Here is a 17,211-nt window from a genome sequence, read left to right as displayed (position 1 = left end):
TCCGCCCTCTAGGCTGGGGGCGGAGTGACTGCGACGCGCGCCGACGCGCAGATGGGTGGAACGAGTGTTCAAGAAGATCCTGGTCGCGAATCGCGGCGAGATCGCGATCCGTGCCTTCCGGGCGGCCGTCGAACTGGGCGCGCGCACCGTGGCCGTGTTCCCGTACGAGGACCGCAATTCGCTGCACCGGCTGAAGGCGGACGAGGCCTACCGTATCGGGACGGTCGGGCAGCCCGTGCGGGCGTACCTCGACGTCGACGAGATCATCCGCGTCGCGAAGTTCGCCGGCGCGGACGCCATCTATCCCGGGTACGGCTTCCTGAGCGAGAACGCCGGCCTCGCACGCGCGGCGGCCGAGAACGGCATCACCTTCATCGGACCACCGCCCGAGGTGCTCGAGTCGGCGGGCAACAAGGTCACCGCGAAGCATCAGGCGATCGCGGCGGGTGTTCCCGTGCTCCGTTCCTCGGAGCCGACGACCGACGTCGACGCACTCGTCGCCGCGGCGGACGAGATCGGCTTCCCCATCTTCGCCAAGGCCGTCGCCGGCGGTGGCGGACGCGGGATGCGTCGCGTGGAGCGCCGCGAGGACCTCCGTGGCGCCCTCGAAGCGGCCATGAAGGAGGCGGACAGCGCGTTCGGTGACGCGACGATGTTCCTCGAGCAGGCCGTCCTGCGCCCCCGGCACATCGAGGTGCAGATCCTCGCGGACGGCGAGGGCGAGACCGTCCACCTGTTCGAGCGCGACTGTTCCGTGCAGCGACGCCACCAGAAGGTCGTCGAGATCGCACCGGCCCCGAACCTCGACGAGGCGACGCGCCAGGCGCTCTACCGGGACGCCGTCGCGTTCGCGAAGTCCATCGACTACGTCAACGCGGGTACCGTCGAGTTCCTGCTCGACACCGCCGGCGAGCGCGCGGGCGAGCACGTGTTCATCGAGATGAACCCCCGCATCCAGGTCGAGCACACGGTCACCGAGGAGATCACCGACGTCGACCTCGTGCAGTCGCAGATCCGGATCGCGGCGGGCGAGTCGCTCGCCGACCTCGGCCTGCTGCAGGACGACATCCGCATGCACGGTGCCGCGCTGCAGTGCCGCCTCACCACCGAGGACCCCGCACAGGACTTCCGGCCCGACACGGGCACCATCACGACCTACCGCTCCGCGGGTGGTTCCGGCATCCGCATCGACGGTGGGACGATCGCGACGGGTGCCGAGGTGCTGCCGCACTTCGACTCCATGCTCGCGAAGCTCACGGCCCGCGGACGCGACTTCCCGACGGCGGTCGCACGCGCCCAGCGCGCCCTCGCCGAGTTCCGCATCCGCGGCGTGCAGACGAACATCCCGTTCCTGCAGGCCGTGCTCGCCGACCCGGCGTTCCAGCGCGGGGACGTCTCGACGAGCTTCATCGAGGAACGCCCCGAGCTGCTCACGTACAAGCGCCCGGGCGACCGCGGCACGAAGATCGTGAACTGGCTCGCCGACGTGACCGTCAACCGACCGAACGGGGCCCGTCCGACCGCGACCGAGCCGCGCACGAAGCTCCCCGTCGTCGACCTCGCCGAGCCCGCGCCCGCGGGGGCACGCCAACACCTCGTCGACCTCGGTCCGGCCGGGTTCGCCGCCGCGCTGCGCGAGCGCACCTCCCTCGCCGTCACGGACACGACGTTCCGCGACGCGCACCAGTCCCTCCTCGCGACGCGCGTCCGCACGAAGGACCTCGTCGAGGTCGGGCCCTACGAGGCGCGGCTGCTGCCGCAGCTCCTCTCGATCGAGGCGTGGGGTGGCGCGACGTACGACGTCGCGCTGCGATTCCTCGGGGAGGACCCGTGGGCACGCCTGGCCGCACTGCGCGAGGCGGTCCCGAACATCCCGATCCAGATGTTGCTGCGCGGTCGGAACACGGTCGGCTACACGCCGTACCCCGCGAAGGTGACCGACGCGTTCGTGCGCGAGGCGGTCGACACGGGCATCGACGTCTTCCGCATCTTCGACGCACTCAACGACGTCGAGCAGATGCGGCCGGCGATCGACGCGGTCCTCGCGTCGAACACGACCGTCGCCGAGGTGGCGCTCTGCTACACGGGTGACCTCGCCGACCCGGCCGAGCCGTTCTACACGCTCGACTACTACCTCCGACTCGCCGAGCAGATCGTCGCGGCCGGAGCGCACATCATCGCCATCAAGGACATGGCGGGCCTCCTGCGCCCGGAGGCCGCGCGCCGGCTCGTGACGGCGTTGCGCGAGCGCTTCGACCAGCCCGTGCACCTGCACACGCACGACACGGCGGGTGGCCAGCTCGCGACGCTCCTCGCGGCGAGCGAGGTCGGCGTCGACGCGGTCGACGTCGCGAGCGCGCCGATGGCGGGCACGACGAGCCAGCCGAGCATGTCGGCCCTCGTCGCGGCACTCGCGCACACGGAGCGCGACACGGGCCTCTCGCTCGACGCGGTCGCCGACCTGGAGCCCTACTGGGAGGCCGTGCGCCTCGTCTACCGGCCCTTCGAGTCGGGACTCCCGGGCCCCACCGGACGCGTCTACAAGCACGAGATCCCGGGCGGCCAGCTCTCGAACCTGCGCCAGCAGGCGATCGCACTCGGACTCGCCGATCGCTTCGAGAAGATCGAGGACATGTACGCCGCGGCGGACCGCATCCTCGGCCGCATCCCGAAGGTGACCCCCTCCTCGAAGGTCGTGGGGGACCTCGCGCTGCACCTCGTCGCCGTCGACGCCGACCCGGCGGAGTTCGAGGCGAATCCCGCGGCGTACGACATCCCCGATTCGGTCATCGGCTTCATGGCGGGCGAGCTCGGCGAGCTGCCCGGCGGGTGGCCCGAGCCGTTCCGCACGAAGGTGCTCGCGGGGCGCGACGTGCACCTCGCCGACAAGGCGCTCACCGCCGACGACGAACAGGCACTCGACGGCGACAGCGCGACGCGCCGTCGCGCGCTCAACCGCCTCCTGTTCCCGCAGCCCGCGTCGAGCTACGACGACACCGTCGAACTCTTCGGCGACCTCTCGACACTCGACACGCTCGACTACCTGTACGGTCTCGAGCCCGGTGAGGAGCACGTCGTCGACATCAGCCGCGGCGTCCAGCTGTTCGTGGGGCTCGAGGCGATCGGCGAGGCCGACGACGAGGGCATGCGGACCGTCATGGCCACGCTCAACGGACAGCTGCGTCCCGTGTTCGTCCGCGATCGCGCGATCCAGGTGGACACGGTCGAGCGTGAGCGGGCGGACGCCTCGAACCCCTCCCACGTGGCCGCACCGTTCCAGGGCGTCGTGAGCCTGCGCGTCGAACAGGGCGACCAGGTCGAGGCCGGGCAGACGGTCGCCACGATCGAGGCCATGAAGATGGAGGCCGGGATCACGGCGCCCGTCGCGGGAACGGTCGAGCGCCTCGCGATCGCCTCGCCGAGCGAGGTCGCGCACGGCGACCTGCTCCTCGTGATCAGCCCGAGCGAACGAGCGGGGCTCGTCGGCAGTGAGTGACGGGACGACGACCGGGCAGGACGAGGGCACGGAACACGTCGATCTTCTTGTGATCGGGGCGGGGTCCGGCAACACGCTGCCGCACCCCGACCACCACGAGCGGCGGATCCTCGTCGCGGACGACGCGCCGTGGTTCGGCGGCACGTGTCTCAACGTCGGGTGCATCCCGACGAAGATGCTCGTCCACGTGGCCGACCTGCTGCGTGACGCGCGCGACGGCGAGCGGCTGGGGCTGCGCGACGTCACGGGCCGCGTCGACTGGCGGGCCGTGCGCGACCGCGTCTTCGGGCGGATCGACGAGATCTCGACGTCCGGCGAGGAGTACCGTCGGTCGGGCGAGCCGAACATCGGCCTCGTCCGTGAGACCGTGCGGTTCGTCGATCCCCGCACCGTGCGCAGCGCGTCGGGCCGGACGATCGAGGCCGATCGCATCGTCGTCGCGGTCGGCTCCCGTCCGCGGGCCCTCCCGGGTGCCCCGTTCGGCGCGTTCGACGGACGCGTGCACTCGACCGACACGATCATGCGGATCGACGAGCTCCCGCGTCGCATCGCCATCATCGGTGGCGGCGTGAGCGCGTGCGAGTTCGCCGCGATGTTCTCGGGTTTCGGCGTCGAGGTGACCCAGCTCGTCCGCTCCTCGCTGCTGCGCGGGTACGACACGGAGCTCACGGACCGCTTCACGGCCGTCGCGCGCGACGAATGGGACGTGCGCACCGGCGTGAGCGATCCGGAGGTGACGGCGCACGGCGACGTCCTCCGGGTGCGAGCCGGCGACGAGACGGTGGACGTCGACCTCGTCCTCGTCGCGGCGGGGCGCGTGCCGAACACCGACCGGCTCGGGAGCCGGGAGATCGGCCTCGACCACCACGACGACGGTCGACTCGTCGTCGACGCGTACCAGCGTGTGCTCGCCGGTGGCGAGGTCGTGCCCGGCCTGTTCGCGCTCGGTGACGTCGACTCGCCGCACCAGCTCAAGCACGTCGCGAACGAGGAAGCGCGGATCGTTCGGCAGAACCTGTTCGCCGACGACGCGGACCTCGTCGCGAACACGCTCGCACCGGTGCCGCACGCCGTGTTCACGCACCCGCAGATCGCCGTCTTCGGCCGGACGCTCGACGCCGCCCGGGCCGAGGGACTCGATGCCTTCGAGGTCGTCCACGAGTACGGCTGGACGGCGTGGGGTTGGGCCCTCGAGGACACGACGAGCTTCGTGAAGCTCGTCGTCGAGCGGGGGAGCGGCGCGCTCGTCGGGGCCCACATCATGGGTCCGGACGCCGCGATCCTCGTCCAGCCCCTCGTGACGGCCGCGAGCCTCGGGCACTCCGTCCGCGGGCTCGCGCGCGCCCAGTACTGGCCCCACCCCGCCGCGAGCGAGGTCGTCGAGAACGCGCTGTTGCGGGCGGAGGAGGAGCTGTGACCGTCCGGCCCATCCGCCTCTACCCCGACCCCGTGCTGCGGAGTCCGACCGCGCCCGTGACCGCGTTCGACGACGCCCTGCGCGCGCTCGTCCGCGACCTCGTCGAGACGACGTCGCTCGAGGGCCGCGCGGGGGTCGCCTCGACCCAGATCGGCGTCTCGCTCGCCGCGTTCAGCTACCACATCGACGGTGAGATCGGTTACATCGTCAATCCCGTCCTCGAGGAGACGGGCGGCGACCTCGTCGAGATCCAGGAGGGGTGCCTCTCGGTCCCCGGCATCTGGGCGCCGACGCCGCGCTACGAGTACGCCCGCGTGCGGGGCGTCGACGCGTCCGGCGACGAGCTCGTGCTCGAGGGAACGGGGCTCATGGCCCAGATGCTCCAGCACGAGACCGACCACCTGAACGGCATCGTCTACCTCGATCGCCTCACGCGCGAGCAGCGACGGACGACGCTTCGGCAGGTCCGCGAGAGCGACTGGTTCTGAGCCCTCGCACGACCCGCCGACGAACACGGATCGGGCCGGTGGCGTATCGCCACCGGCCCGATCCGTGTTCGTTCGAGCTGGTGCGGCTCAGCGCAGCGTGACGCCCTGCGTGGGCGGCGCGGCGGCGTAGATGCCGTTAATGACGGGCGCGTACGTGTCGAGGATCACGTGGCGCTTGATCGACATCTTCGGCGTCAGTGTGCCGTCGGCCTCCGTGAAGTCGCTGTCGAGGACGACGAACTTGCGGATCGACTCGGCCCGGCTCACCCGCGTGTTCGCCTGGTCGACGGCCTCCTGGATGGCGGCCAGCACGGTCGGGTTCTGCGCGGCCTGCGCGATCGTGAGCGTCTGGTCCTCACCGTGCGTCTCGAGCCACGCCGGCAGCATGTCACCGTCGAGCGTGACGAGCGCCGAGATGAACGGCCGCTGATCACCGACGACGACGACCTGCGCGACGACCGGGTGGGCACGGATTGGGTCCTCGAGCGCCGCCGGAGCGACGTTCTTCCCGCCCGAGGTCACGATGATCTCCTTCGAGCGACCCGTCACCGTGATGTAGCCGTCCTCGTCGAACGCCCCGAGGTCGCCGGTCCTGAACCAGCCGTCCTCGAACGCCTCGGCCGTCGCCTCGGGGTTGCGCCAGTACTCCTTGAGCACGTTGATGCCCTTGACCTGGATCTCGCCCGAGTCCACGATGCGGACGGCGACGCCCGGCAGGGGCGGCCCGACGGTGCCCATCTTCGACTTGTCGGGCAGGTTCACCGAGAGCGGCGCCGTCGTCTCCGTCAGGCCGTAGCCCTCCATGATGTTGATGCCGATGGCACGGTAGAAGTGGCTGAGCCGCAGGCCGAGGGGCGCCGAACCCGACACCGCGTAGGCGACGCGACCACCCATCGTCGTGCGGAGCTTCGAGAAGACGAGCCGGTCGAACAGCTTGTACTGCAGCCGCAGCCCGATGGGCGTGCGTCCCGTGTCGAGGCTCTGCGAGTACGCGACGGCGACGTCCGCCGCGCGCCGGAAGATCTTGCCCTTGCCGCCCGACTCGGCCTTCTGCTCGGCGGAGTTGTAGACCTTCTCGAACACGCGCGGCACGGCGAGCAGGAAGGTCGGCCGGAACGAGCCGAGCGCGTTCACGAGCTTCGTCGTGTCGGGCTGGTGCCCGACCTTGATGCCGCCGTAGACGCACAGCACCGAGATGAAGCGGGCGAAGACGTGGGCGAGCGTGATGAACAGAACCGTCGAGGAGTCCTTGTTGACGATGACCCCGAGCGGGTCCTCGACGTTGCGGCACAGCTCGACGAAGTTGCCGTGCGTGAGCACACAGCCCTTCGGCCGGCCCGTGGACCCCGACGTGTAGATGAGCGTCGCGATGTCGTCCTCGCCCGCGAGGGACCGTCGCCGTTCGATCTCGTCGTCGGGGACGTCACGACCGAGTGCCGTGAGTTCCGCGATCGCACCGTCGTGGAGCGCGCGACGGAACCGCAGGGAACCGACCTGCTCCGAGATCTCCTCGAGCCGGACGTCGTGCTCGGGACGCTCCGTGATGATCCCGATCGCGCCCGAGTCCTCGAGGATCCAGCCGATCTGGGACGCCGAGCTCGTCTCGTAGACGGGCACCATGACGGCGCCGGCGAACCACAGCGCGTAGTCGACGAGCGTCCACTCGTACGAGGTCTGGGCGATGAACGCGATCCGTTCGCCCGGTTCGATGCCGGCGGCGACGAATCCCTTGGCGAGGCCGACGACCTCGTCGTGGAACCGTCCGACGGGCACATCCCGCCAGCCCTCGCCGTCGGGTCGGCCGAACAGGATGTGTTCGGGGTCCCGCTCGACCTGGCGGACGAGCGTGTCGGTGACGTTGAGGGTGGGATCTGCCGGGACGACCGGTGGCGTCTCGAACTCCTGCATGGGGTCTCCTCTCGGGGACGCGGACGGCGACGCTGCGCGTCAGCAATCGGCCGGGGCCCGGCCGGGCGCGATGGCGACAGACTATCGGCTCGCCCCATCGCACTCCCGTGCACCGTGGCGGCCGTCCCGTGTTCCGGCGGACGGGCACGAGTGCCGTGCGCGGGGGCCCGAGGGTGCGGACGGGCGAGTCGGAGTAGACTTGCGAGGTCGACCGGGGGAGAGGACCCGAATGTTCTACTGGATTCTCCGGCACCTCATCGCCGGGCCACTGCTCAAGAGCACCTTCCGGCCGTGGGTGCGGGGCGTCGAGAACGTGCCCGCGAAGGGCGCCGTGATCCTCGCGTCCAACCACCTCTCCGTCATCGATTCGGTGTTCCTCCCGCTCGTCATCGACCGCCCGGTCTCCTTCCTCGCGAAGAAGGAGTACTTCACGGGGAAGGGCGTCAAGGGGGCCCTCACGCGGGAGTTCTTCAAGGGCACGGGCATGCTCCCGATCGACCGTTCCGGCGGCGCCGCGAGCGACGCGTCGCTCAAGACGGGGCTGCGTGTCCTGAACGCGGGGCGCGTGCTCGGCATCTATCCGGAGGGCACCCGCAGCCCGGACGCCCGCATGTACCGCGGTCGCACGGGCATCGCCCGCATGATCATGGAGGCCGACGAGAACGTCACGGTCGTGCCCGTCGCCATGGTCGGCACCGAGAAGATCCTGCCCATCGGTTCGAAGGTTCCCCGACTCATCCGCCCGGGCATCATCTTCGGCGAGCCGCTCGAGTTCTCGCGCTTCCGCGGCCTCAAGGAGGATCGCTTCCTCCTGCGCTCGATCACCGACGAGATCATGTCCGAGCTCTCCGCGCTCTCCGACCAGGAGTTCCGCGACGTCTACGCCTCATCCGTCCGTCAGCAGCTCGACCGCCAGGCGCTCGAGTCAGCGAAGCGGTAACACCAGACCCGAACATCACCGACCCCGAAGTGAACAGCATGACCGACATCACGAACGTGCCCCTCGACCAGGACACCCTGGAGACGATCGATCCGCTCGGCCTGGACGCATGGCGCGAACTGCCGATCCGGCAGCAGCCCAATTGGCCCGATGCCGACGCCGTCCGGCGCGTGACGGACGAGCTGTCGGGCCTTCCGCCGCTCGTCTTCGCGGGCGAGGTCGACCGACTGCGCGACCGCATCGCGCAGGCCGCGGCGGGCGACGCGTTCGTCCTGCAGGGCGGTGACTGCGCCGAGACGTTCGAGGGCGCGACGGCCGACAAGATCCGTGCGCGGGTGCGCACGATCCTGCAGATGGCCGTCGTCCTCACCTACGGTGCGTCCCTGCCCGTCATCAAGATGGGCCGCATGGCCGGCCAGTTCGCGAAACCGCGTTCGAAGGACACCGAGACGCGCGGCGACGAGACCCTCGACGCGTACCGTGGCGACATCGTCAACGGTTTCGACTTCACGTCCGAGTCGCGCACGCCCGACCCGCAGCGGATCCTCCGTGGGTACCACATGGCAGCGTCCACGCTGAACCTCGTGCGCGGCTTCACGACCGGCGGATTCGCCGATCTGCGCGAGGTGCACGATTGGAACCGCGGCTTCGCCCGCAATCCCGCGATGGCCCGCTACGAGGCCCTCGCGGCGGAGATCGACCGGGCCGTGCGCTTCATGGAGGCCTGCGGTGCGGACTTCCACGCGCTGCGCGACGTCGAGTTCTACGTCGGCCACGAGGGACTCCTCATGGACTACGAGCGTCCCCTCACGCGCATCGACTCGCGCACCGCGACGCCGTACGACACCTCGGCGCACTTCATCTGGATCGGTGAGCGCACGCGTGACCTCGACGAGGCACACGTCGAGTTCTTCAGCCGGATCCGCAACCCCATCGGGGTGAAGCTCGGGCCGTCGACGACGCCCGAGACGATGCGCGGGCTCATCGAGAAGCTCGACCCGGAGCGCGAGCCCGGCCGGCTCACCTTCATCACGCGCATGGGGGCGGGGAAGATCCGCGAGGCACTGCCGCCGCTGCTCGAGGCCATCAAGCAGACCGACGCGACCCCGCTGTGGATCACGGACCCGATGCACGGGAACGGCATCACGACCCCGAACGGCTACAAGTCGCGTCGCTTCGACGACGTGGTCGACGAGGTCAAGGGCTTCTTCGAGGCGCACCGCGCCGCGGGCACCCACCCGGGCGGTATCCACATCGAGCTGACCGGTGACGACGTCACGGAGTGCCTCGGTGGTGCCGAGGAGATCGACGAGGCCGCGCTCGAGACGCGCTACGAGTCGCTGTGCGACCCGCGGCTCAACCACATGCAGTCCCTCGAACTCGCGTTCCTCGTGGCGGAGCAGCTGCGCGGCTCCTGAGCCGCGGCGCGACGAAACGGCTCGGCCCGATTCCCTGCGGAATCGGGCCGAGCCGTTTCGTCGCGGTGCGGGCCGCGGGGTGCCGACCGTCAGCGCGCCGGCACGGCGCGGCTGCTCACCACTTGATGTCGACCGTCGAGCCGCGCTCGGCCTGGGTACCGGCCGCGGGGTTCGTGGTCTTGATGCGAAGGGAGTTGAGGACGTTGCCCGGCATGACGGTACCGCTCGGGACCTGCGACATGGTGACGGCGAACCCCGCCGCCTCGAGCGCGGCCTTCGCCTCGCTGGCCGACTTCCCGACGACGTTGGGGACCTCGACGAGGTCCTTCCCCTTCGACACGACGAGGTTGATCGTGTCGCCCGGTCGGACGGGATCGGTCGTCGTCTGCTGCTCGAGCACGACGCCCGCGGGGACCGTGCTCGAGAACTGTTCGCTCGCGACGGTGGCGTTGAGTCCCACCGCGTTGAGCTTCGACGTCGCGTCCTGCGTCGTGACGCCCGTCACGTTCGGGATCGCACCCGCCGAGACGACGAGCCGGATGGGCTGCTGCTCGGGCATCTCGTCGGGGAGCGGGCCGCCCGCGGCGTCCGTCGCGGCGAGCACCGTCCCGACCGGCTGGTCCGAGAACTCCTTGATCGTCGTGGCCGGATCGTAGGTGAACCGTGCCTGCTCGATCGAGAACTTCGCCTGTGCCTCGGTGAGCCCGACGATGTCGTCGGGCACGGGGAGGATCTCGGGGCCGCTCGAGACCGTGAGGTTCACGGGCGTCTCGGGAGCGACCCGCTGTCCGGCGGACGGGTCCATCTCCATGACCTGCCCCTCCGGCACCTCGAGCGAGGGCGACGCGGTCACGTTCCCGACGACGAATCCGGCGTCGACGATCGCCTGCTCCGCATCGCTCTGTTGCTGGCCGACGACCTCGGGGAGCGCCGCGTAGGAGCCGGGACCGGTGAAGAACCACCAGCCGGTGCCCGCGGCGAGGACCGTCACAAGGGCGACGACGATCGCGATCGCGATGCCGCGGCGCCGCCGCCGCGGGGCCTGCGATGCGAGCTCGCCCGTCGCGGGGAGCGCGTCGAGGTCGGGTTCGTCGGCCACGAGCGTGCCGGTGCGCACGAGGGGCGCGACCGTCGTCGGGGCCTCGTCCTGTGCGTACGCGGGTGCGCGGTCGAGCGAACCCGGGGGGATGGCGACCGCGAGGGCCGTGGGATCGGTCGGCTCGCCGTCGTCCCACTCGTCGCTGTGCGCGATGCCCGCGGTCGGCACGACCTGGGTCGCACGCTGGCCGCCGCCGTTCATGTCCGATTCGGCCTGGCGGAGCGCGGCGAGCAGGGCGCCGGCATCGGCGGGCCGGTTCTCCGGATCGCGTTCCGTCGCCCACGCGACGATGTCGTCGAGCTCCGGCGGGACGTCCGCGCACACGTCGCTCGGTGGCGGCACGTCCTCGTTCGCGTGTCGGTAGGCGATGTTGACGGGTTGGTCGCCACGGTAGGGCTGCTCGCCCGTCAGCATCTCGTACATCATGATGCCGAGCGAGTAGATGTCGCTCCGGATGTCGGCGGTGCCCTTGGTGACGAGCTCCGGGCTCAGGTAGGCGATCGTGCCGAGCAGGACCTGGCCCGAGGCGGTGTTCGCGCTCGCCGCTCGTGCGAGGCCGAAGTCGCTCAGCTTGATCCGACCGTCGTCGGCGAGGAGCACGTTCTCGGGTTTGAGGTCGCGGTGAACGATGCCGATCCGGTGGGCCGCCTGGAGCCCGGAGAGGACCGCGTCCATGACATCGGTCGTCTGTTCCGCCGTGAGCCGGTGGTGGTCGTGGAGGAGGTCCCGCAGCGTGATGCCCGGGATGTACTCCATGACCATGTAGGCGAACGTGTGGTCGTCGCCCTGGTCGTAGACGTTGACGACGTTCGGGTGCTGGAGTTTGGCGGCGGCGCGGGCCTCGCGGATGAAGCGGGCGCGGAAGCTGTCGTCGGCCGCGAGGTGGTCGTGCATGATCTTGATGGCGACGCGGCGTTCGAGACGCAGGTCGGTCGCGACGTACACGGTGGCCATGCCGCCGCGGGCGATCATCGAGCGCACCTGGTACCGGCCGTCGATGAGACGGCCGATCATGTCGTCAGGGTTCGCTGGACTCACGTTGTGCAGGGTAGCGGTCGTCGTGCTCATGCCGCTGACGAAACTCCGCCGTGGCCCGCTTCGACGGGCCGGATGACCGGGATCTCGCCCGTGTCGCGGGCGTCGGTGGAGCGGGGGACGACGAGCGTCATGCCGGGCGCGATCGATGCGGCGCACGCGAGTTCGTTGGCGTGCAGCAGAACGCGCGGGGACACCCGGTGGGTGCGCGCAATGCCCTCCAGGGTGTCGTCGTCCGACACGTGGTGCCGTGGGATCTCATCGGCGCCGTGGGCGCGCACACCTCGGCAGGCGTCGTCGACGACGAGGCGCGTGCCGGGTACGAGCGGCCCGCGGAGTCGGAGGCCGTTGCGTACGAGGAGCGACGCGGTCGATACGTCGTGCGCGAGGGCGACGGATTCGGCGGTCTCGCCGACGACGACGACGTGAACCGTGCCGCGGGGCACGGGGGCGGTCGCGGTGGCCTGTGCCGATCGCCACCGGGCCGCGACGGCGCGGACGGTCGTGCCTGCCGTGGCCAGTAGGCGCAGCGCGCGGCGTGGCACGCTGTCGTTCGTCGAGCTCGTCATGCTGCCGTCCCCTCTCACCGCAGTCGCCCGGTGTGTGCATCGGACGATGTCTTATGACGATTGTTACTCAAGTGACTAAAGTTTTACGTGAGGCTCACGTGTTCGGTGTGGCGCGTCGTGTCCGGTCGACGTGGCGAACGTCATCTGGGAGCATGAAGACGTGTCTGACAGCAGCATCGAACGACAGTGGCTGACGATCCCCGAGGCGGCCGAGCAACTCGGGCTCTCCAAGGGCAAGGTCGGTCGCCTCGTCCAGGAACGGTTCCTGCTCGCGCGCCGCATCGACGGTGAACCGCGGATCCCCGCGGACTTCATCCACGGCGGCGAACCCCTGCACGGGCTTCGTGGCACGCTGACGCTGCTGTTCGACGGCGGCCTCCGCGACGACGAGGTGCTCGACTGGATGCTCGCCGTGGACGAGACGCTCGGGCAGGCCCCCGTGGACGCCCTCCGCGCGGGACGGCGCACGAGCGTCAGGCACAGCGTGCAGCTTCTCGGCCTCTGAGTCGGCCGCCGCGACCCGAGCCTTCACGGCGCGACCGGGCACCGCGGCCGGGCGTTCGGCCGGCCGGCGTCGGGACGGCCGGCCGGCCGGGGCCGGTGCCCCGGTCAGAGGTCGCGTCGGGCCGTCCGGTGGGCGAGGTCGCGCAGGAGCGTCGTCGACTCCGGGCGGAGGCCCGCGGCGTCGATCGCGGCGAGGCCCGTGCCGAGCCAGTCCTCGATGCGTCGCTCGGTCGCATCGAGCCCACCGCTCGCGCGGATGACCCCCTGCAATCGCTCGACGTCCGCGTCATCGAGGTCGGGGTCGCCGAGGTCCTGGTCGAACGCGGCGGCGGCATCGGCGTCAAGCCGTGCGAGGGTGTCCGCGACGAGCAGCGTGCGCTTGCCCTCGCGCAGATCGTCGCCCGCGGGCTTGCCCGTGACGGCTTCGTCGCCGAACACGCCGAGCACGTCGTCGCGGAGTTGGAACGCGAGGCCGAGCGGGAGGCCGAACGCGCGGATGCGCTCGATGTCGTCGTCGTCGGCGCCGCCGAGGCGTGCACCGAGCACGAGCGGGGCCTCGACGCTGTACCGGGCCGACTTCGCCGTGGCGATCGTGATGGCCCGTGCCGCCCGTTCGGGGGTCGGGACGGTCGGCCACGCGACCTCTTCGACGAGGTCGAGGTACTGGCCGGCGGACACCTCGAGCCGCATGCGTCGGAACTCTGCACGGGCCGCGCGCCCGGCGTCCGGCGGGACCAGCTGCTCGGCCTCCACCATGAGCTCGTCGCTGCAGACGAGGAGGAGGTCACCGAGCAGGAGCGCGGCGCTCGTGCCGAAGTGTGCACCGTCCCCGGCCCATCGCGCATCGTCGTGGAGTGCCTCGAAGGCGCGGTGTGCGGACGGGAGGCCGCGGCGCGTGTCCGACCGGTCGATGATGTCGTCGTGCGCGAGGGCGGCCGCGTGGAAGAACTCGAGGGCGGCCGCGGCGGTGGGTGCGGCACTCGAGGCGGCAGCGCCGGTGGACTCGTATCCCGCGATGCAGAATGCGGCACGGATGCGTTTGCCGCCCCGGGTGTACGCTCTCGCTCGATCCACGAACGTGACCGCATCCGCGCCCAGGGGGGCGATCGCGGTCATCGCCTCGTCGATGCGAGCGGCGATTATCGCATCGACCTCACCCGGTGGGACGGAACTGTCAGTCACTTCTCTATTCTACTCAGCCGCCCGCGCCTAGGATGGAGCATCAGACGGACCCGAGGTCCGACGGCGGCACGTCAGGATTCGAGAGGTGTGAGGTTCACATGGCATTGTCCGAGCAAGAGCAACGGCTGCTCGATGAGATGGAGCGACACCTCTATCAGAACGACGCCGACGTCGTGTCGACCGCCGGCCGCTCGTCGGGTGGGGTCTCGACGCGCTCGGTCGTCCTCGCGGTCCTCGCGGTCGCTGTCGGACTCGGCATCGTCCTCGGTGGGCTCGCGCTCCAGCAGCCCGTCGTCGGCGTGATCGGTTTCGTCGCCATGCTCATCGGTGTGGTGTTCGCCTTCCGTCCGCGGAAGGGCGACGCGCAGGCGCAGGCCGAATCCGCGCCCGATCCGAAGTCGTCCGGGGCACCGAAGGCCAAGGGGTCGTTCATGGGCAACCTCGAGGAGCGCTGGGAGCGCCGCCAGAGCGGCGACGAGTAGTACACCGCCACACACGCCTCGACGCGGGTCGGCAGTCCACGGACTGCCGGCCCGCGTTTCGTCGTTCCGGCTCGATTCGCGAGCCGGCGCGACCGAGCCGACGCGACAGCGTCGACGCGCGGGCGGAACGTCCGCATTCCGCGGCCCCGGGTGATCCTCCACATTCCTCCCCGCGTGTTCCTCCACGTCGCTCCCCGGGCGGTCCTCCACATTCCTCCCCGGGTGATCCTCCACGTCACTCGCCGGGCGGTCCTCCACATTCCTCCCCGGGTGCTCCCCGCCTGCGGGCGTTCTTCCGGTGACGCGCCGACGCGTCGCTCGCCGCGCGGTGCTCACCCGGGGTACCCCGAGCCCGCCCGAGCCCACCCGAGCGCTGTTCACTCCTGTCCCTCCAGTATCACGGGTCGAAAAATCCCCTCCACCTTCGAGATCCGTATGATTTCAAGCGAATCCGGAGGATGACACACCTCGAAAACGTCGTGAATCCCAGAACGTGGCGTGAAGTGGAGTAAAGTGGGGGTATGCGGAGCGATCGGGCGAGAGGAGGGCGTGCATGTTCCTCGGCACGTACTCGCCCAAGCTCGACGAGAAAGGGCGGCTCATACTTCCCGCCAAGTTCCGCGACGAGCTCGCCGAGGGCGTCGTCATGACGCGCGGCCAGGACCGCTGTGTCTACGTCTTCTCGAACGCCGAGTTCGAGGACCTGCACGACCGCATCCGGCAGGCGCCCGTCACGAGCAAGCAGGCGCGCGACTACCTGCGCCTCCTGCTCTCGGGTGCGCACGCCGAGACGCCCGATAAGCAGGGCCGGGTGACGATCCCGCAGCAGCTCCGCGAGTACGCGGGACTCGACCGCGAACTCGCCGTGATCGGTGCCGGCACCCGTGCCGAGATCTGGAACGCCGAGGCCTGGACGAGCTACGTCGACGAGAACGAGGCCGCCTTCTCCGAGACCGCCGAGGAGGTGATCCCGGGACTCTTCTGACCCTGGCCCGCGACTCCCAGCCGTTCACGCTCTGAGGCACCTTCCCCGGCAGCAGATCGAACGCCCTGACACACCTTCCCCGGTGGCAGGTCGGAATGGATGGGGATCGGGGGGCAGGGGCAGCAGCCCGGACACCATGGACGATTCACGCGACCCCGCCGCACTCCACACCCCCGTCATGCTCCGACGTTGCGTCGAGCTCCTCGCTCCCGCCCTCGACCGCGAGGGGGCCGTCTACGTCGACGCGACCCTCGGCATGGGCGGCCACGCCGAGGCCGTGCTCACCGCGTGCCCCACCGCCCGCCTCGTGGGCATCGATCGCGACACCGATGCGCTCGAGCTCGCGGGACGTCGACTCGCGCGCTTCGGCGACCGCGTGACGCTCGTGCACGCCGTCTACGACCGCTTCGCGGAATCGCTCGACGAACTCGGCCTCCGCGAGGTCGACGCCGTGCTGTTCGACCTCGGGGTCTCCTCGCTCCAGCTCGACGAGCCCGAGCGCGGCTTCTCCTACGCCCGGGACGCACCGCTCGACATGCGCATGGATCGCACGCGCGGCGTCACCGCCGAAGACGTCGTGAACGACTACGACGAGACCGCGCTGCGCGAACTGTTCTACCGCTGCGGCGACGAGAAGCTCGCGCCCCGGTACGCGTCGCGCATCGTGCGCGAGCGAGCCGACGAGCGGATCACCACGACGGGACGCCTCGTCGAGATCCTGCAGGCCGCGACGCCCGCGGCGAAACGCGATGCGGGCCATCCCGCGAAGCGCGTGTTCCAGGCGCTCCGCGTCGAGGTCAACGGCGAACTCGCCGCACTCGAACGTGCCCTGCCGCAGGCCCTCGACCGAGTGCGCGTCGACGGCCGCATCGTCGTCGAGTCCTACCAGTCCCTCGAGGACCGCTTCGTCAAGCGGCTGTTCGCCGAGGCGAGCACGTCGACGGCGCCGCGCGGGCTCCCGGTCGAACTGCCGGAACACCGCCCGCAGTTCGAACTCCTCGTTCGTGGCGCCGAACGGCCACCGCTCGACGAGTCCGAAACCAACCCGCGCGCGCTCCCGGTCAGGTTGCGCGCCGCCCGACGGATCAGGAGGAACGACGCATGAGCGCGATCTCGAACGCACGACAGCCCGCCGCTCCGCGCGGCCGCACACCCCGTGGTCGTCTCTCGGCCGCCCCCGAGCCCAGGCGCCGGGCGGCTCCGGCCGTGAAGTGGGTCGTCTCGACCCTGCTCGTCATGGGCGGCGTCCTCGTGGCGCAGCTCGTGCTCGCGACCGTCGTCGCACAGGGCGCGTACGAGGTCCAAGCCCTCGAACAGCAGCAGACCGCGCTCACGAGACAGGAGACCGCACTCGCGGAGCAGGTCGGCTCACTGTCGTCGCCACAGAATCTCGCGACGCTCGCGACGGCACAGGGCATGGTCCCGGGGGAGTCGTTCTCGTTCGTCGACACCTCCACCGGGCAGGTGACGGGCGGCGACACCGCGCCGTCGGCCGGCGCCGGCATCGACCCGGGCCTCGTCGGGAACGAGGCGCTCAACCCGAGCGCGCCAAACGCGGCGAATCCGAACATCGCGCCCGCTCCGGGCCAGGACGGAGTTTCTCCCGCGACGGGCGACGGGACTGACGTACCCTCGGCAACCGAGCTGGAGTCACCGACCACGAGGTGATCCGGAGCCGAGCCGTGAAG

14 protein-coding genes are annotated in these 17,211 nt (G+C 70.5%); 10 read left to right on the top strand and 4 right to left on the bottom strand.

The annotated features are described in order from the left end of the window. The first annotated feature begins 64 nt into the window (after positions 1 to 64). From HNR16_RS07885 to def, 3 genes are read left to right on the top strand one after another with little or no spacing between them, the layout of a single operon-like run. Positions 65 to 3,496 carry a pyruvate carboxylase gene (locus HNR16_RS07885; protein ID WP_158039586.1) on the top strand — a complete coding sequence of 1,144 codons (3,432 nt, stop codon included), beginning with the start codon at positions 65 to 67 and terminating at the stop codon, positions 3,494 to 3,496. Continuing rightward, entirely contained in the window at positions 3,489 to 4,913 is a 1,425-nt protein-coding gene (locus tag HNR16_RS07880) for a mycothione reductase (protein ID WP_158039587.1), read from the top strand. Before HNR16_RS07885 ends, HNR16_RS07880 begins: the two co-directional genes overlap by 8 nt. After that, entirely contained in the window at positions 4,910 to 5,401 is a 492-nt protein-coding gene (gene def, locus HNR16_RS07875; RefSeq protein ID WP_158039588.1) for a peptide deformylase, read from the top strand. The genes HNR16_RS07880 and def overlap by 4 nt, the downstream gene beginning before the upstream one ends. A gap of 87 nt (positions 5,402 to 5,488) precedes the next feature. Here def and HNR16_RS07870 read toward each other — a convergent pair whose 3' ends face one another. After that, a complete protein-coding gene (locus tag HNR16_RS07870) occupies positions 5,489 to 7,309 on the bottom strand; it encodes an AMP-dependent synthetase/ligase (RefSeq protein WP_158039589.1) in 1,821 nt (606 codons plus the stop codon). A gap of 229 nt (positions 7,310 to 7,538) precedes the next feature. Between HNR16_RS07870 and HNR16_RS07865 the strand changes: the two genes are divergently transcribed. Together HNR16_RS07865 and HNR16_RS07860 are read left to right on the top strand one after the other, a co-directional pair. After that, positions 7,539 to 8,249, top strand: a complete 711-nt coding sequence (locus HNR16_RS07865) for a lysophospholipid acyltransferase family protein (protein ID WP_158039590.1) — start codon at positions 7,539 to 7,541, stop codon at positions 8,247 to 8,249. A 38-nt stretch (positions 8,250 to 8,287) separates the two neighbouring features. After that, positions 8,288 to 9,667, top strand: a complete 1,380-nt coding sequence (locus HNR16_RS07860; protein ID WP_158039591.1) for a class II 3-deoxy-7-phosphoheptulonate synthase — start codon at positions 8,288 to 8,290, stop codon at positions 9,665 to 9,667. Between the two features lie 115 nt (positions 9,668 to 9,782). Here HNR16_RS07860 and pknB read toward each other — a convergent pair whose 3' ends face one another. Further along, complete coding sequence (gene pknB, locus HNR16_RS07855; protein ID WP_218868613.1) at positions 9,783 to 11,780, bottom strand: Stk1 family PASTA domain-containing Ser/Thr kinase; 1,998 nt, start codon at positions 11,778 to 11,780, stop codon at positions 9,783 to 9,785. 50 nt (positions 11,781 to 11,830) lie between these two features. Continuing rightward, positions 11,831 to 12,370: a LysM peptidoglycan-binding domain-containing protein gene (locus HNR16_RS07850; protein WP_158039593.1), complete on the bottom strand. Its 540-nt coding sequence runs from the start codon at positions 12,368 to 12,370 to the stop codon at positions 11,831 to 11,833. A gap of 160 nt (positions 12,371 to 12,530) precedes the next feature. Here HNR16_RS07850 and HNR16_RS07845 point away from each other — a divergent pair, with 160 nt between their 5' ends. Continuing rightward, the gene (locus HNR16_RS07845; protein WP_158039594.1) at positions 12,531 to 12,875 is read left to right on the top strand and encodes an Rv2175c family DNA-binding protein; all 345 of its coding nucleotides are present in this window, start codon (positions 12,531 to 12,533) and stop codon (positions 12,873 to 12,875) included. A gap of 104 nt (positions 12,876 to 12,979) precedes the next feature. Here HNR16_RS07845 and HNR16_RS07840 read toward each other — a convergent pair whose 3' ends face one another. Continuing rightward, positions 12,980 to 14,056, bottom strand: a complete 1,077-nt coding sequence (locus HNR16_RS07840; protein ID WP_225737763.1) for a polyprenyl synthetase family protein — start codon at positions 14,054 to 14,056, stop codon at positions 12,980 to 12,982. A gap of 98 nt (positions 14,057 to 14,154) precedes the next feature. On the opposite strand from HNR16_RS07840, the gene HNR16_RS07835 reads away from it, so the two are divergent. From HNR16_RS07835 to ftsL, 4 genes are all read left to right on the top strand, one after another. Further along, the gene (locus HNR16_RS07835; protein ID WP_158039595.1) at positions 14,155 to 14,538 is read left to right on the top strand and encodes a DUF3040 domain-containing protein; all 384 of its coding nucleotides are present in this window, start codon (positions 14,155 to 14,157) and stop codon (positions 14,536 to 14,538) included. A 553-nt stretch (positions 14,539 to 15,091) separates the two neighbouring features. Then, a complete protein-coding gene (gene mraZ, locus HNR16_RS07830; RefSeq protein WP_158039596.1) occupies positions 15,092 to 15,523 on the top strand; it encodes a division/cell wall cluster transcriptional repressor MraZ in 432 nt (143 codons plus the stop codon). A gap of 136 nt (positions 15,524 to 15,659) precedes the next feature. Next, positions 15,660 to 16,628: a 16S rRNA (cytosine(1402)-N(4))-methyltransferase RsmH gene (rsmH, locus tag HNR16_RS07825; protein WP_158039597.1), complete on the top strand. Its 969-nt coding sequence runs from the start codon at positions 15,660 to 15,662 to the stop codon at positions 16,626 to 16,628. Beyond that, positions 16,625 to 17,191 carry a cell division protein FtsL gene (gene ftsL, locus HNR16_RS07820; protein ID WP_158039598.1) on the top strand — a complete coding sequence of 189 codons (567 nt, stop codon included), beginning with the start codon at positions 16,625 to 16,627 and terminating at the stop codon, positions 17,189 to 17,191. The genes rsmH and ftsL overlap by 4 nt, the downstream gene beginning before the upstream one ends. The last annotated feature ends 20 nt before the right edge of the window (positions 17,192 to 17,211 follow it).

Origin of the sequence: Pseudoclavibacter chungangensis, from assembly GCF_013410545.1 — a bacterium.
GTDB classification, from domain to species: domain Bacteria; phylum Actinomycetota; class Actinomycetes; order Actinomycetales; family Microbacteriaceae; genus Pseudoclavibacter; species Pseudoclavibacter chungangensis.
This window is presented reverse-complemented; position numbering and strand designations above follow the sequence as displayed.

Bases quoted from the DNA above. Each gene is read 5' to 3' on its own strand.
- HNR16_RS07870 (WP_158039589.1), bottom strand. From the start codon at position 7,309: ATGCAGGAGTTCGAGACGCCACCGGTCGTCCCGGCAGATCCCACCCTC.
- rsmH (WP_158039597.1), top strand. From the start codon at position 15,660: ATGGACGATTCACGCGACCCCGCCGCACTCCACACCCCCGTCATGCTC.
- HNR16_RS07860 (WP_158039591.1), top strand. From the start codon at position 8,288: ATGACCGACATCACGAACGTGCCCCTCGACCAGGACACCCTGGAGACG.
- pknB (WP_218868613.1), bottom strand. From the start codon at position 11,780: ATGATCGGCCGTCTCATCGACGGCCGGTACCAGGTGCGCTCGATGATC.
- mraZ (WP_158039596.1), top strand. From the start codon at position 15,092: ATGTTCCTCGGCACGTACTCGCCCAAGCTCGACGAGAAAGGGCGGCTC.
- ftsL (WP_158039598.1), top strand. From the start codon at position 16,625: ATGAGCGCGATCTCGAACGCACGACAGCCCGCCGCTCCGCGCGGCCGC.
- HNR16_RS07865 (WP_158039590.1), top strand. From the start codon at position 7,539: ATGTTCTACTGGATTCTCCGGCACCTCATCGCCGGGCCACTGCTCAAG.
- HNR16_RS07850 (WP_158039593.1), bottom strand. From the start codon at position 12,370: ATGACGAGCTCGACGAACGACAGCGTGCCACGCCGCGCGCTGCGCCTA.
- HNR16_RS07835 (WP_158039595.1), top strand. From the start codon at position 14,155: ATGGCATTGTCCGAGCAAGAGCAACGGCTGCTCGATGAGATGGAGCGA.